Genomic DNA, 14,566 nt, shown 5'->3' on the forward strand with positions numbered 1-14,566 from the left:
CAACCTCCGGTGGCCCGCGGTCCGCGGCGGGCCGTTAGCTGTGCTCGCTTACCTCATCAGGCGGCTCTTCGCCGCCGCAGTGATGCTTGTGGTCATCGTCATGGTGGTCTTCGGCATCTTCTTCCTCGTCCCCAAGTGGGCGGGCGTCGACATCGCCGCGAGTTTCGTGGGCAAGCAGGCCGACCCGGCCGCCGTGGAGGCGGTGCGCGAGAAGCTGGGCCTCGGCGACCCGATCTACGTCCAGGTCTGGGAGTTCTTCAAGGGCATCTTCGCGGGCCGCACGTACGCGGCCGGCGGTGACGTCACCCACTGCGCCGCACCGTGCTTCGGCTACTCCTTCCGCAGTGAACAGGCCGTCTGGCCGGTGCTGACAGACCGCTTCCCGGTGACCCTGGGTCTCGCGCTCGGTGCCGCAGTGCTGTGGCTGATCTTCGGCATCGCGGCGGGTGTGCTCTCCGCGCTCAAGCGGGGCAGCATCTGGGACCGCGGCGCGATGGTCGTCGCCCTGGCGGGTGTGTCCCTCCCCATCTACTTCACCGGCCTGCTCAGCCTGGCGATCTTCGCCTTCGGCCTGAAGTGGATCGACGCCCAGTACGTGCCCCTCGACCAGAGCGTCGGCGGCTGGTTCGGCGGCATGATCCTGCCGTGGATCACCCTCGCGTTCCTGTACGCGGCGATGTACGCCCGGATCACCCGCGCCACCATGCTGGAGATCCTCGGCGAGGACTACATCCGCACCGCCCGCGCAAAGGGCCTGCGCGAACAGACGGTCATCGGGAAGCACGCCATGCGCTCGACGATGACGCCCATCCTGACCATGCTCGGCATGGACCTCGGCGCGCTCATCGGCGGCGCCATCCTGACCGAGTCCACGTTCAACCTGCCGGGCCTCGGTCGTGCCGTGCTCGACGCCATCAGGAACCAGGACCTGCCCATCATCCTGGGCGTCACCCTGATCACTTCCCTCGCGGTGCTCATCGCCAACCTCGTGGTGGACGTTCTGTACGCCGTGATCGACCCCCGAGTGAGGCTCTCATGAGCGAACTCAGCAAGACCGGAGCAGCCGTGAGCGAACCCACGAGTTCCTCGCCCGCGCCGACCGCCTTCCTGGAGGTGCGCGACCTCAAGGTGCACTTCCCGACCGACGACGGCCTGGTGAAGTCCGTCGACGGCCTCAGCTTCCAGCTGGAGAAGGGCAAGACCCTCGGCATCGTGGGCGAGTCGGGCTCCGGCAAGTCCGTCACCTCGCTCGGCATCATGGGCCTGCACACCACGGGCCAGTACGGCAAGCGCAAGGCGCAGATCTCCGGCGAGATCTGGCTGAACGGCACCGAGCTGCTGTCCGCCGACCCCGACCAGGTGCGCAAGATGCGCGGTCGCGAGATGGCGATGATCTTCCAGGACCCGCTGTCCGCGCTGCACCCGTACTACACGATCGGCCAGCAGATCGTGGAGGCGTACCGGATCCACCACGACGTCGACAAGAAGACCGCCCGCAAGCGGGCGATCGAGATGCTCGACCGGGTGGGCATCCCGCAGCCCGACAAGCGTGTCGACAACTACCCGCACGAGTTCTCCGGCGGTATGCGCCAGCGCGCGATGATCGCGATGTCGCTGGTCAACAACCCCGAACTGCTCATCGCGGACGAGCCGACCACCGCCCTGGACGTGACCGTCCAGGCGCAGATCCTCGACCTCATGCGCGATCTGCAGAAGGAGTTCGGCTCCGCCGTCGTCATCATCACCCACGACCTGGGCGTCGTCGCCGAACTGGCCGACGACATCCTGGTGATGTACGGCGGCCGCTGTGTGGAACGCGGGCCGGCCGAGAAGGTGTTCTACGAGCCCCGCCACCCCTACACCTGGGGCCTGCTCGGCTCGATGCCGCGCCTGGACCGCGAGCAGCAGGAGCGCCTCATTCCGGTCAAGGGCTCACCGCCCTCCCTGATCAACGTCCCGTCCGGCTGCGCCTTCAACCCCCGCTGCCCGTACGCCGACGTCCCGAAGGACAACGTCACCCGCACCGTCCGGCCCGAGCTGACCGAGGTCGACGGCCGGCACTGGGCCGCCTGCCACATGTCGCAGGAGCAGCGGGAGCGTATCTGGACCGAAGAGATTGCGCCGAAGCTGTGAGCGAGAACTCCAAGGACGCGGCAGTGACGATTCCTGCGCAGAGTGACGGTGCCACCCTCACCAAGGACGCCGCACCCGGCGAGACCCTGCTGAAGGTGACCGGCCTCAAGAAGCACTTCCCCATCCGCAAGGGCCTGCTCCAGCGGCAGGTCGGCGCCGTGCGCGCGGTCGACGGCCTCGACTTCGAGGTCAAGGCCGGTGAAACCCTCGGCGTCGTCGGCGAGTCCGGATGCGGCAAGTCCACCATGGGCCGGCTGATCACCCGGCTGCTGGAGCCGACCGAGGGCACCGTCGAGTTCGAGGGCAAGGACATCACGCACCTCGGCGTGAGCGGGATGCGCCCGCTGCGCCGCGATGTGCAGATGATCTTCCAGGACCCGTACTCGTCGCTGAACCCGCGCCACACCATCGGCACCATCGTCGGCGCGCCCTTCCGGCTCCAGGGCGTCACGCCCGAGGGCGGCATCAAGAAGGAAGTGCAGCGGCTGCTGTCGGTCGTGGGTCTCAACCCCGAGCACTACAACCGCTATCCGCACGAGTTCTCCGGCGGTCAGCGCCAGCGCATCGGCATCGCCCGGGCGCTCGCGCTCAACCCGAAGCTGGTCGTGGCCGACGAGCCGGTGTCCGCGCTGGACGTGTCGATCCAGGCGCAGGTCGTCAACCTGCTCGACGACCTCCAGCAGGAGCTGGGCCTGACGTATGTGATCATCGCGCACGACCTGTCGGTCGTCCGGCACGTCTCGGACCGGATCGCGGTGATGTACCTCGGCAAGATCGTCGAGCTGGCCGACCGCGACTCGCTGTACAGGGCGCCGATGCATCCGTACACCAAGGCGCTGATGTCGGCGGTGCCGATCCCGGACCCGAAGCGGAAGAACGCCAAGAGCGAGCGCATCCTGCTCAAGGGCGACGTCCCCTCGCCGATCTCGCCGCCGAGCGGTTGCCGTTTCCACACCCGGTGCTGGAAGGCGACGGAGATCTGCCGGACCACCGAGCCGCAGCTGGTGGAGCTGAAGCCGGGGCAGCGGGTGGCCTGCCACCACCCGGAGAACTTCGAGGACCAGGCTCCGCAGGACACGGTGCTGCTCTCCGACGCCAAGGAGGCGGCGAAGCTGGTCGCCGACGAGGTGCTGGCGGAGTCCGCGGAGACGTCGGCGGCGGTGGCCGCGGAGGTCGAAGCCGAAGCCGAGGCCGAGGCCTCCGGTGCACCGGATGCGACGGAGGAGCCCTCCGAGGCATCCGACCACTCCGAGGACTCCGAGGACTCCGAGGACGCGGAAGCACCCTCCGCGGAGGAGACCCCCGCATCCGCGGGAGAGGAGTCCGCGGAGGTTACCGCCGAAGAGACGCCCTCGGGCGAGCCCTCCGGCGAGTCGGACTCCGAGGAGCCTGCCGAAGAGGCGCCCTCGGACGAACCCGACGGCGAGGCGCCCTCGAAGGAGCCCGCTCCCGACAAGCCCGCGGCAGCGGACCGTCAGGAGTCAACCGACAAGTAAGGCATGACAACTTGGCAAAGTCATGCACATGACCGAACGGGAGAGTGCAGAGTCTGGCGTGACCGTCCGATCGACTGATCGGCGCACGCTCGAAGGGATGACTCCATGGCACTCTCCCGTTCGGCACGTTCGGGGCGCTTAGGTGTTCTGGTCACGGCGGCGGCCTCCTTCCTCGCCGTCGCGGCGTCCTCCGCCCCGGCCCCGGGCTCCGACGGCATCGGCGACGCCTACTTCCCGCAACTCGGCAACGGCGGCTTCGACGCCCGCCACTACGACCTCGACGTGGCGTACGCCCCGGACACCGGCCGTCTCGACGGCCGTACGACGATCACGGCCCGTGCCACCCAGAGCCTCACCTCCTTCGACCTGGACCTGCAGCAGCTTCAGGTCACGAAGGTCGAGGTGAACGGCAGACCCGCCCGCTTCACGCGCCAGGGCGACGAGATCCGCATCACCCCGCGCGGCGTTCTGCCCGGGGGCCGGGACTTCACCGTCACCGTCACCTACGGCGGCATGCCGCAGCCCCTCGGCGGCCCGATCGTCTTCGGCTCCAAGTACGGGTGGATGAAGACCGCCGACGGCGTCTTCGTCGCCTGCGAGCCCAACGCCGCCTCCACCTGGTTCCCGTCCAGCGACCACCCCTCCGACAAGGCCACCTACGACATCCGCATCAGGGCGCCCAAGGGCCTGACCGCGGTCTCCAACGGACGGCTCATATCGACGTACGACAAGGGGGACCAGACCGTCACCCACTGGCGGGAGTCCAAGCCGATGGCCACCTACCTGGCGACGGCGACCATCGGAAAGTTCGACGTGCGGACCGGGAAGACGCCGTCCGGGATCCCGATCTACGTGGCCATCGACCCCGTCCTGAAGAACAGCAACAGCGTCGACGTGTACGCCGTCACCGCCGAGGCCACCGACTACTGGTCGAAGGTCTTCGGCCCGTATCCCTTCGAGGAGACCGGCGCCATCGTCGACGACATGCCCGAGGCCGGCTTCTCCCTGGAGGTCCAGTCGAAGCCCGCGTACTCGGCCGTCCGCAACGAGACGACGATCGTGCACGAGCTGGCCCACCAGTGGTTCGGCGACTCGGTCTCGGTGGCGCACTGGAAGGACATCTGGCTCAACGAGGGCTTCGCGACCTACGCCCAGTGGCTGTGGGCCGAGCACAAGGGCACCCGCTCGGCGCACGACTCCTTCGTCGCGGCGTACGACGCCCGCCCCGCCGACAACGCGTTCTGGCAGATCAAGGTGGCCGACCCGCAGCGCGACACCATGTTCGCCTCGGCGGTCTACCAGCGCGGGGCGATGACGCTCCAGGCGCTGCGCGAGCGCATCGGCGACACGGCGTTCTTCGAGCTGTTGCCCGCCTGGACCAGGCTCCACCGCTACGGCAACGCGAACACCGGCGACTTCATCCGGCTCGCGGAGAGGATCTCCGGGCAGCAGCTCGACGACCTGTTCCAGAAGTGGATCTTCACCACGGGCAAGCCGGCGCTGTAACTTCGGCGCAATCCGGAGTTCCCCTTGCTTTGTAAGGTGCACCCTGCTGGATGGGTGAGAATGTAAGGGTGCTCCAGCAATTGTTCAGTCCCTCCGTCCAGCACACGCTGGATCTCGTCGGCATCTTCGTCTTCGCGATCTCCGGCGCCCTGCTGGCCGTCCGCAAGAACTTCGACGTGTTCGGCATCGCCGTGCTCGCCGAGGTCACCGCGCTGGGCGGAGGGCTGTTCCGGGACGTGGTCATCGGCGCCGTGCCGCCGGCCGCGTTCACGGATCTGGGGTACTTCCTGACCCCGCTGCTCGCCGCCCTCCTGGTGGTCTTCCTCCATCCCCAGGTGGAGCGCATCCAGGTCGCCGTCAACGTCTTCGACGCGGCCGGCCTCGGGCTGTTCTGCGTCGCGGGGACGACGAAGGCGTACGCCTACGGGCTCGGCCTGACCGCGTCCGCCGCCCTCGGCCTCGCGACGGCCGTGGGCGGCGGTGTCCTGCGCGACGTCCTCGCCAACGAGGTGCCCTCGCTGCTGCGCTGGGACCGCGACCTCTACGCGGTCCCGGCGATCGTCGGGGCCACCATGGTCGCGCTCTGCATACGCTTCGACACGCTGACCCCGCTCACCTCGGGGCTCGCTGTCGTCACCGCTTTCGTACTACGCCTGATGGCGATGAAGTACCACTGGCGAGCTCCGCGCGCCTGGAACCGGCGGTCCAATGTGGCTGAGGAAGACTCCCCGTGGCCTGGCCGGTCATCTGCTGGCTCAGCCAGGTGAACACCGTCGGGATCTGCGGCCGCCACAGGGCCATGCTGTGGCCGCCCGCGCTGTGCGGGATCAGCACCGCGCGTACCACCGTCGGCGGCTTCGCGATCGCCTGCAGCGCGGCGGCCGCCTGGTAGCCGTCGCCCATCTGGCCCGAGAGGTACAGCGAGATCCGGGGCGGGGTGCGGTAGCCCTTCAGGATGAAGTACGGGTTGTTCTGCCGGCGCAGCTCGACGCTCCGCGCGGCCAGCGAGTTGCGCTCGCCGATCGGGTCGTTGTAGCCGGACAGGCTGATCGCGGCCCGGTAGCGGTCGGGGTGCGCGACCGCGAGCTTCGCGGCGCAGTGCGCCCCCGCGGAGTACCCGGCGGTCGCCCATCCGTTCGGGGCGGCCTGGGCGCGGAAGTTGTCCGTGATCATCTTGGGCACGTCGACGCTGAGCCAGGAGTCGGCGTTCACGACGCCCGGGATGTTCGCGCAGCCGGTGTCGACCTTGGCGATGAGGTTGGTGCGCGGCGACACCAGGATGAACGGCTCCACCTGCCCGCTCTGCATCAGCGGCAGCAGCTGCTCGTGCACCTTCAGCGAGCCGAACCAGGCCTTGGCCGAGCCCGGGTAGCCGGACAGCAGCTCCACCACCGGGAACTTCTTGTCCTTGTAGGCGGGGTCGTTGTACTGCGGCGGCAGCCACACGTAGACCTCGGCGTCGACGCCGGAGACCCGGCCCTTGAGCTGGGTGACCTCCACCCCGCCGGCCGCGCGCATGCCCGGGCCGTCGGCCGGGGTGAACGTCTGTTTGACCTTGGGCAGGGCCTTGATCTGGATGCCGCCGGTGCCGTCCTGGCCGAGGTCGGCGGCCTGCTGCACGTGGTTGCCGGTGCCGAACAGGTCGGACCAGTTGTCGTAGAGGCTGTTGGCGTTGTTCACCAGGACGAAGACGAGGGTGACCGCCGTCGCCTGGGCGAACACGAGCATGAGCACGCGGACGGCCTGGCGCAGCACCATCGGGCCCCGCAGCCGCGACCACAGGAGCAGAGGCAGGATGAGGGCGACCGCCAAGAGGACGATCGACGTGATGAGGAACGGCGTCCCGGTCAGGCTCATCGGCTATGCGGCTCTTCCTGTGAACGGGCGGAACGGGCTGTACATCTTCTGAGAGGGAGCCGGCGGCCCGTCGGTCACGGACGTGTGGGGACACTTACCGGGAAATTGCCAAAACCTCACCGGAGAATGGCCGAAAGTCGCGCAGAGGTCCGACGCGACGTCACTCACTCGACCGTCCCTCAAAGCTACTGCTTAGTAATTTCTTGTTGTACGGTTCTGGCATGCCAGAAGCAGCTACCGCACCGGCCGCGCGGGCCACGATCGGCGACAGCGAGTTCGACCGCGACACCGCGGTCACCCGACGGGAACCCGGCGTCTACGACATCGACCTCTCCGCCGGCTGGACGATCATCAACGCCGTCAACGGCGGCTATCTGCTGGCCGTCCTGGGCCGCGCCCTCGCGGACGCCCTGCCGCACCCGGACCCCTTCACCGTCTCGGCGCACTACCTGACGGCCTCCCAGCCGGGCCCGGCCGTCGTGCGCACGGACGTGGTGCGCACCGGCCGCACCCTCTCCACGGGCCAGGCGTCCCTCTTCCAGTTCGACGAGGAGGGTCACGAGGTGGAGCGCATACGCGTCCTCGCCTCCTACGGCGACCTGGACTCCCTCCCCGACGACGTCCGTACGAGCGCGCGGCCGCCCGCGATGCCGCCCCTGGACCAGTGCTTCGGCCCGCAGGACGCTCCGGCGCCGGTCCCCGGCAGCTCTGCCATCACCGACCGGCTGATGCTCAAGCTGGACCCCGCGACCCTGGGCTGGGCGCTCGGCGCCCCCTCGGGGAAGGGTGAGATGCGTGCCTGGTTCGGCCTCGCCGACGGCCGGGACGCCGACCCCCTGTCCCTGCTGCTCGCGGTGGACGCACTGCCGCCCACCGCCTTCGAGCTGGGAATCTCCGGCTGGGTGCCGACGATCGAACTGACCGTGCACGTACGCTCCCGCCCGGCTCCGGGCCCCCTGCGCGTCTCGATCACCACCCGCAACCTCGCCGGCGGCTTCCTGGAGGAGGACGCGGAGGTCTGGGACGCCGACGACCGCCTGGTCGCCCAGTCCCGCCAACTGGCCCGCGTCAAACTGCCCTGACCCGAACACCTGGACCGGCTGCCGCAGGGGCAAGGGCGGCGGAGCGAAAACCCCATCCCCGCCGCACCGGCCGCACCTGCCCCACCGCGGCCCGGTCCTAGCCGTCCAGCGGCCGGCGGCCCAGCCACGCCGCCAGGCGCGCGTAGGCGTCGGCCCCCTCGGGGGCCGGAACCGCCGACGCGAACGGCAGGTCGTCGCCCCGCTCCGCATCCGGCAGGACGAGGCGGCCCACCGCGAGCGCGAACTCCGCCAGTTCCGGGTCCAGGTCACCGGGCCGCCCCAGGGCCTGCCAGAGATCCCAGGTGTGGGCCACGCACTCCATGACATACCCGGCCAGCGCATTGCGCCCCGGCGCCTCTCCCCACGGCACGCGCACCGCCGCCTCCAGCCGGCCGTCGTCCGCCCAGCCCCGCCGCACCGCCGACCTGGCCTCGTCGTACGCGGCCGCCCAGCCGTCGTCCGGAACGCCGTCCACGAAGGGATGCACGGCCATACCGTCGCCGCCCGCGCCGACCTGGGCGATCCGCAGGGTGCCACCGACGATGTGCGACAGCAGCGTCCGTACGTCGAGCTCCGTACACGGCGTCGGACCCGCGAGCTGCCCCGGCCGTACGGTCTCGATCAGTGCGGCGGCCTGCTCGGCGGCGCGGGCGTACACGGGGCGGGGGTCGGTCATGGTGTCGGTGGTCGTGGCGGTGCCGTTCGCCATGGCGGTCTCGATGGTCATGGTCCTCTCCGTTCTGTTCGGGTCCGCGAGGGATGACCGGAGACTCGCGCCATAACCTGACAGATTCCGTCAACATTTGCGCGGCCGTACCCGCGCCCGCGATCCTGTGCCGGTGAAGTCCGACCGCCTGCTGTCGATCCTCCTGCTGCTCCAGACCCGCGGCCGCGTCCCCGCCCACGAACTCGCCGAGCGGCTGGAGGTGTCGGTGCGCACCATCTACCGCGACATCGAGGCCCTCTCCGCCTCCGGTGTCCCGGTGTACGCGGAGCGCGGACGGCACGGCGGCATCGAACTGCTCGCCGGATTCCGTACGGACGTCACGGGCCTGACCGCCGACGAGTCCCGCGCCCTGTTCATCCTCGCCGCCCAGGGCGCGCACGCCGCGCTCGGCCTCGACGCCGCCCTCGGCTCCGCGCTGCGCAAGGTGATGGCGGCGCTGCCCGCCCCGCACCGCCCGGCCGCCGAGGCCACCAGCCGCCGCATCCTGGTCGACGCCACGCGCTGGAAGGGAGGGCCGCAGTCCGCCGTCGACCTGGACTCCCTCCAGGACGCGGTGTTCGCCGACCGCCGCCTCAGGCTGCACTACCGGCACAGCGGGGCGACGACCCCGCGCACGTACACCGTGGACCCGTACGGGCTCGTCTCCAAGGCCGGTGTCTGGTACCTGGTCGCCGACCGCCGCGGTACCCCCCGGTTGTTCCGCGCGGACCGGGTGCGCTCGGCGACCCTGCTGCCGGACCCGGTGCGGCGGCGCCCCGGTGTCGAACTCGCCGACGTGTGGGAGGTGCTGCGCCGGCAGGTCGAGGAGCGGCCGGGCGGCTTCGAGGTGACGGTCCGGGTGCGCCGCGACATCCTGGACATGTTCCAGCGGCTGACCGCCTCCGCGCTCGTCGCCCTGCCGGAGGACGACGGCGAGAGTCCCTGGGCGACCGCCCGGCTGTCGTACGGGTTCGTCCGCGAGGTGCGCCAACTGCTGATGTTCGCCGACCGGTTGGAGGTCCTGGCACCGCCCGAGGCCTGCGAGGAACTGCTGCGGGCGGCGGCCTCCGTCACGGAACTGTACCGGCGCGAGGACTGAGCCCCGGGACGAACGCGCAGGTCGGCGAGGTGACTTGGCGCCCCTTTCGCCCGCCGCACAGCCACGTCACAGGACGGCCTGGGTCAAGCCCCGAGGGGGCCGGCGGTTCGGGCGGCGGGTCCGGCGGCGGTCAGGGCGGCTGCGGCGGCCCCGGCGGACAGCCGGGCGGACAGGGGCGGCAGGCCCGGGGCTGATCCGCGGACCGTCACTCCTTCCAGTGGTGGCGGCCGATGCTGATCAGCCGCATCCGCTGGACGGCGAGCCGGGCCACCCGGTCCCGGTCCTCGGCGGCGCCCTCCATGGCCTCCAGGAACTGGGAAGCGGTCACCAGCATCTGGTCGACGTACAGACCGGCGAGCATCAGCAGGTCCTCCTCGCTCCATCCGGCGGACTCCGGGTGTTCGGCCAGCGCGACCTTCACCTCCTCGGCGAACCGGGCGAGTTGCCGGCGTATCGCCTCCCGCACCGGCTGGACGCCACCGTGCCGTTCTCGGGCGATGAACCGTACGTGTGCGGGGTACGCGTCCACATGACGGGCGATCAGCCCGACGGCGCGCTCGATGCGTTCGTCGCTGTCACCGGTCGCGGAGACCGTGGACTCGATCATCGGGTGGAGGCTGCCGAGGGCCTCCTCGACCAGCTCCACGCCGAGATCCGCGGTCGACCGGAAATGCCGGTAGAAGGCGGTCGGTGCGACGCCGACCGCACGGGTGACCTCGCGCAGCCCCAGGCTGCTCAGGCTCTGCTCCTCCAGCAGGCCGAGCGCCGCGTCCAGCAGCGCCTGCCGGGTCTTCTGCTTCTGGGCCTGCCGGATGCCGAGGGTGTGACTCATGCCATGCAGTTAACAACTGTTCTCTGTAATTGGAAAGCCATGGGACGCGCTAGACTGGGAAGTCAGTGAACAACTGTAACAACAACCGTTCACCGAAATGTCACGAGAGGCATCCCGGAGGGGGATCTCGTCCCATGCTGTTCCTCGTCGCCGCGCTCCTGCTGCTGGGCACCGTCCTGGGCACCGTGGCCCACGCCCCGCTCTCCTTCACCCTCGTCGCCGCGGCCGTCATCGCCGTATGGCTCGTGGTCTTCGCGCTCCGCGAGCGGCACGGGCGCCGCCGGCACACGTCGGCGCACTAAGACCGCCGCACGTCCTTCGACTCTCGGGAGCTGACTGTCATGCAACTCACCGCCGTACGAACCAAGGACACCACCGCACGCGGCCAGGACGCCGCCACACGCGGCAAGGAGACCGCCGCCCCGGCCGGCCGCACCGGCGTGCGCGACGCGAACGGCATGGCCGTCGCGTCCTTCATCCTCGGCCTGATCGGCCTGCTGGTCCTGAACGTGGTGCTGGGCCCGATCGCCATCGCCCTGGCCGCGGTGGCCCTGTGGCGCGGCACGACCCGCCGGGGCCGCGCCCTGCTGGGCCTCGGCCTGGGCGTGGCGGACCTGGTGCTCCTGGTGACGTTCATGCAGCTGGACCACACGGTGTCCTGGAGCTTCTGACCGCCGCCGCCACGACGCCGGGTGCGGCTGCGCCGAGGCCCGGCCACACCGGCCACCAAACGGGTGGGGCCTAGAATTGGCGTCACCATGGCATACCTCGACCACGCCGCGACCACCCCGATGCTCCCCGAGGCGGCAGAGGCCCTGACCGCGCACCTCGGCATCACGGGCAACGCCTCCTCGCTGCACGCATCGGGCCGCCGCGCCAGGCGAACCGTCGAAGAGGCCCGCGAAACCCTCGCAGAGGCCCTCGGCGCCCGCCCCAGTGAGGTGGTCTTCACCTCCGGCGGCACCGAGGCCGACAACCTCGCCGTGAAGGGCCTGTTCTGGGCGCGCCGCGCCGCCGACCCGGCCCGCACCCGGGTCCTCGCGAGCCCCGTGGAACACCACGCCGTCCTGGACGCCGTCCACTGGCTCGGCGAACACGAGGGCGCCACCGTCGAGTACCTGCCGGTCGACTCCTACGGCCGCGTCCATCCCGAGGCCCTGCGCGAGGCCATCGCCCGCGATCCCGACGACGTCGCCCTCGCCACCGTGATGTGGGCCAACAACGAGATCGGCACCGTCATGCCGGTCCGCGAACTGGCCGAGACCGCAGCCGAGTTCGGCGTCCCGCTGCACGCGGACGCCGTCCAGGCCTTCGGCCAGGTCCCCGTCGACTTCGAGGCCTCGGGCCTCGCAGCGATGACGGTCTCCGGCCACAAGATCGGCGGCCCGTACGGCATCGGCGCGCTGGTCCTCGGCCGCCAGTACAACCCCGTCCCGGTGCTGCACGGCGGCGGCCAGGAACGCCATGTGCGCTCCGGCACCCTGGACGTGCCCGCCATCGCGTCCTTCGCGGTCGCCGGGCGGCTCGCCGCCGAGCAACGCGAGTGGTTCGCCCGCGAGATCGGCGCCCTGCGCGACGACCTGATCGAGGAGGTCCGCAAGGCGGTCCCGGACGCGATCCTGGGCGGCGACCCGGTGGACCGGCTCCCGGCCAACGCCCACTTCACGTTCCCCGGTTGCGAGGGCGACTCCCTGCTCCTGCTGCTGGACGCCCAGGGCATCGAGTGCTCCACGGGCTCCGCCTGTACGGCGGGGGTGGCCCAGCCGAGCCATGTCCTGCTCGCCACCGGCGCCGACCCGGACCTCGCCCGCGGCACCCTGCGCTTCTCCCTGGGCCACACGTCCACGGAGGCGGACGTGGAGGCGGTCGCGAAGGCGATCGGCCCCGCGGTGGAGCGCGCGCGCACGGCGGGGCTGACCTGACACCGGCCTCCGGGCCCTACCGGGCCTCCGGGCCCTACCGGGCCTCCGGGCCCTACCGGGTCCGCGCCGCCCGTTCCCGTCGTGCGAGCCGCATGTACCGCTCCCAGTCCCAGTGGGGTCCCGGATCCGTGTGGTCCGTGCCCGGCACCTGGGCGTGCCCGATGATGTGCTCACGGTCGACGGGTATCCCGTACCGCCCGCAGACCGCGGCCGTGAGCCGCGCCGACGCCGCGTACATCGCGTCGGTGAAGGACGACGCCCGCTCCACGAACCCCTCGTGCTCGATGCCGACGCTGCGCTCGTTGTACTCCCGGTTGCCCGCGTGGAACGCCACGTCCAGCTCGCGGATCATCTGCGTGACCCGGCCGTCCCGGCGCACGATGTAGTGGGCCGCCGCACCGTGCCCGGGGTCCTGGAACGCCTTCACCGCGCTGCTGTAGCCGCCCTGGGTGACATGGACGATCACCCGGTCTATGCCGTAGTCGTCCGGCCGGTCCGCGCGCCGCAGGTTCGCCGGCGACGCGGCCAGCCACCGCGCACCGGGGAAGTCGACCGCGCCCTTAACCCGCGGCTTCTCGACGCCGGGGAGCCGCCACCACACATGCGCCAGCTCCTGCCGCGCCAGTACGGCCGTGCCCACGGCGGCCGCCGCACCGCCGAGGACCAGCGCCCGCCGCCCGAGCCGCCGATCGCCGTCCCTGTCCTTCATGTGTGATCCCCCCTGTGATCCCCGCTGTGATCGTCAACGGATACTCGCCGACAGCGGTTCCCACGGCCCCGTACCCTTGAAGGGCTATGACTGACACCCCGCAGCGCCCCCTCCGCGTCCTCGCCGCCATGTCCGGCGGGGTCGACTCCGCCGTCGCCGCCGCCCGCGCCGCCGAGGCGGGCCACGACGTGACCGGCGTCCACCTCGCGCTGTCCGCGAACCCGCAGTCGTTCCGCACGGGCGCGCGCGGCTGTTGCACCATCGAGGACTCGCGCGACGCCCGCCGCGCCGCGGACGTCATCGGCATCCCGTTCTATGTCTGGGACCTCGCCGACAGGTTCCGCGAGGACGTGGTCGAGGACTTCGTCGCCGAGTACGAGGCCGGACGCACCCCGAACCCCTGCCTGCGCTGCAACGAGAAGATCAAGTTCGCGGCGCTGCTCGACAAGGCGCTGGCGCTGGGCTTCGACGCCGTCTGCACCGGCCACTACGCGAAGATCGTGACGCTGCCCGACGGCTCCCGCGAGCTGCACCGCGCCTCCGACATGGCGAAGGACCAGTCGTACGTGCTCGGCGTTCTCGACGACAAGCAGCTCGCGCACGCCTTGTTCCCGCTCGGCGACACGGTCACCACCAAGGACGAGATCCGCGCGGAGGCCGAGCGCCGCGGCCTCGCGGTCGCCAAGAAGCCCGACTCGCACGACATCTGCTTCATCGCCGACGGCGACACCCAGGGCTTCCTCGCCCGCCGGCTCGGCAAGGCCGAGGGCGCCATCGTCGACGAGTCCGGCGCCAGGCTGGGCACGCACGACGGCGCGTACGGCTTCACGATCGGCCAGCGCAAGGGCCTCAGGATCGGCACCCCGGCCCCGGACGGCAAGCCGCGCTACGTCCTGGACATCTCCCCGGTGACGAACACGGTCACCGTCGGCCCGGCGTCCGCCCTGGACGTCTCCGCCCTCACCGCCATCAAGCCCCGCTGGTGCGGAACGGCCCCGGCCGGCCCCGGCACCTACACGGCCCAGCTCCGCGCCCACGGCGGCGAGACCGAGGTGACCGCGGAACTCGTCGACGGTGAACTGAGGGTCCGCTTCACCGAGCCGGTCCGCGGTGTGGCCCCCGGCCAGGCCATCGTCCTGTACGACGGCACGCGCGTGGTGGGCTCCGCGACGATCGCGTCGACGACGCGGGCGACCACCGCGGTCGCGTAGCCCACGGCCCCCG

Annotated in this window: 14 protein-coding genes and 1 pseudogene; 11 read left to right on the forward strand and 4 right to left on the reverse strand. The window is 70.8% G+C overall.

All coding sequences use genetic code 11. The features are described 5' to 3' along the window. Positions 1-40: 40 nt before the first annotated feature. The 5 genes from N8I84_RS27700 (at position 41) to N8I84_RS27720 (ending at position 5,902) form a co-directional block, all read left to right on the forward strand. On the forward strand, positions 41-1,039 hold the full coding sequence (locus N8I84_RS27700; RefSeq protein ID WP_103838005.1) for an ABC transporter permease: 999 nt from the start codon (positions 41-43) through the stop codon (positions 1,037-1,039). Further along, positions 1,036-2,133, forward strand: a complete 1,098-nt coding sequence (locus tag N8I84_RS27705; protein WP_263232199.1) for an ABC transporter ATP-binding protein — start codon at positions 1,036-1,038, stop codon at positions 2,131-2,133. The genes N8I84_RS27700 and N8I84_RS27705 overlap by 4 nt, the downstream gene beginning before the upstream one ends. 23 nt (positions 2,134-2,156) lie before the next feature. Continuing rightward, positions 2,157-3,629 (forward strand): dipeptide ABC transporter ATP-binding protein, encoded by a 1,473-nt coding sequence (locus N8I84_RS27710; RefSeq protein WP_263232200.1) that lies wholly within the window; start codon positions 2,157-2,159, stop codon positions 3,627-3,629. A gap of 105 nt (positions 3,630-3,734) precedes the next feature. Then, positions 3,735-5,135: a M1 family metallopeptidase gene (locus tag N8I84_RS27715; RefSeq protein WP_263232201.1), complete on the forward strand. Its 1,401-nt coding sequence runs from the start codon at positions 3,735-3,737 to the stop codon at positions 5,133-5,135. 68 nt (positions 5,136-5,203) lie between these two features. After that, entirely contained in the window at positions 5,204-5,902 is a 699-nt protein-coding gene (locus N8I84_RS27720) for a trimeric intracellular cation channel family protein (protein ID WP_263234910.1), read from the forward strand. A 289-nt stretch (positions 5,903-6,191) separates the two neighbouring features. On the opposite strand, the pseudogene N8I84_RS42795 reads toward N8I84_RS27720, so the two are convergent. Then, positions 6,192-6,992 (reverse strand): annotated as a pseudogene (locus N8I84_RS42795) (alpha/beta hydrolase); the annotation flags it as partial. Between the two features lie 221 nt (positions 6,993-7,213). Here N8I84_RS42795 and N8I84_RS27730 point away from each other — a divergent pair. Then, positions 7,214-8,074 (forward strand): thioesterase family protein, encoded by an 861-nt coding sequence (locus N8I84_RS27730; protein ID WP_263232202.1) that lies wholly within the window; start codon positions 7,214-7,216, stop codon positions 8,072-8,074. Between the two features lie 97 nt (positions 8,075-8,171). On the opposite strand, the gene N8I84_RS27735 is transcribed toward N8I84_RS27730, so the two are convergent. After that, a complete protein-coding gene (locus tag N8I84_RS27735) occupies positions 8,172-8,801 on the reverse strand; it encodes a TIGR03086 family metal-binding protein (RefSeq protein ID WP_263232203.1) in 630 nt (209 codons plus the stop codon). Positions 8,802-8,913: 112 nt separating this feature from the next. Between N8I84_RS27735 and N8I84_RS27740 the strand changes: the two genes are divergently transcribed. Then, positions 8,914-9,879 (forward strand): helix-turn-helix transcriptional regulator, encoded by a 966-nt coding sequence (locus N8I84_RS27740; RefSeq protein WP_263232204.1) that lies wholly within the window; start codon positions 8,914-8,916, stop codon positions 9,877-9,879. Between the two features lie 205 nt (positions 9,880-10,084). Here the strand turns inward: N8I84_RS27740 and N8I84_RS27745 are convergent, their stop codons facing one another. Continuing rightward, positions 10,085-10,711, reverse strand: coding sequence for a TetR family transcriptional regulator (locus N8I84_RS27745; RefSeq protein WP_263232205.1), 627 nt, complete (start codon positions 10,709-10,711; stop codon positions 10,085-10,087). A gap of 134 nt (positions 10,712-10,845) precedes the next feature. Between N8I84_RS27745 and N8I84_RS27750 the strand changes: the two genes are divergently transcribed. The 3 genes from N8I84_RS27750 to N8I84_RS27760 all read left to right on the forward strand — a co-directional run bounded on the left by N8I84_RS27750 (position 10,846) and on the right by N8I84_RS27760 (position 12,633). Then, a complete protein-coding gene (locus N8I84_RS27750) occupies positions 10,846-11,013 on the forward strand; it encodes a hypothetical protein (RefSeq protein WP_263232206.1) in 168 nt (55 codons plus the stop codon). 39 nt (positions 11,014-11,052) lie between these two features. Then, positions 11,053-11,382, forward strand: coding sequence for a DUF4190 domain-containing protein (locus tag N8I84_RS27755; protein ID WP_263232207.1), 330 nt, complete (start codon positions 11,053-11,055; stop codon positions 11,380-11,382). An 87-nt stretch (positions 11,383-11,469) separates the two neighbouring features. After that, positions 11,470-12,633, forward strand: coding sequence for a cysteine desulfurase family protein (locus N8I84_RS27760; RefSeq protein WP_263232208.1), 1,164 nt, complete (start codon positions 11,470-11,472; stop codon positions 12,631-12,633). Positions 12,634-12,685: 52 nt separating this feature from the next. On the opposite strand, the gene N8I84_RS27765 is transcribed toward N8I84_RS27760, so the two are convergent. Beyond that, positions 12,686-13,342 carry an N-acetylmuramoyl-L-alanine amidase gene (locus N8I84_RS27765; RefSeq protein WP_263232209.1) on the reverse strand — a complete coding sequence of 219 codons (657 nt, stop codon included), beginning with the start codon at positions 13,340-13,342 and terminating at the stop codon, positions 12,686-12,688. A gap of 86 nt (positions 13,343-13,428) precedes the next feature. Between N8I84_RS27765 and mnmA the strand changes: the two genes are divergently transcribed. Then, on the forward strand, positions 13,429-14,553 hold the full coding sequence (gene mnmA / locus N8I84_RS27770; protein WP_263232210.1) for a tRNA 2-thiouridine(34) synthase MnmA: 1,125 nt from the start codon (positions 13,429-13,431) through the stop codon (positions 14,551-14,553). Positions 14,554-14,566: the final 13 nt, after the last annotated feature.

This window comes from Streptomyces cynarae (genome assembly GCF_025642135.1).
Lineage (GTDB): Bacteria > Actinomycetota > Actinomycetes > Streptomycetales > Streptomycetaceae > Streptomyces > Streptomyces cynarae.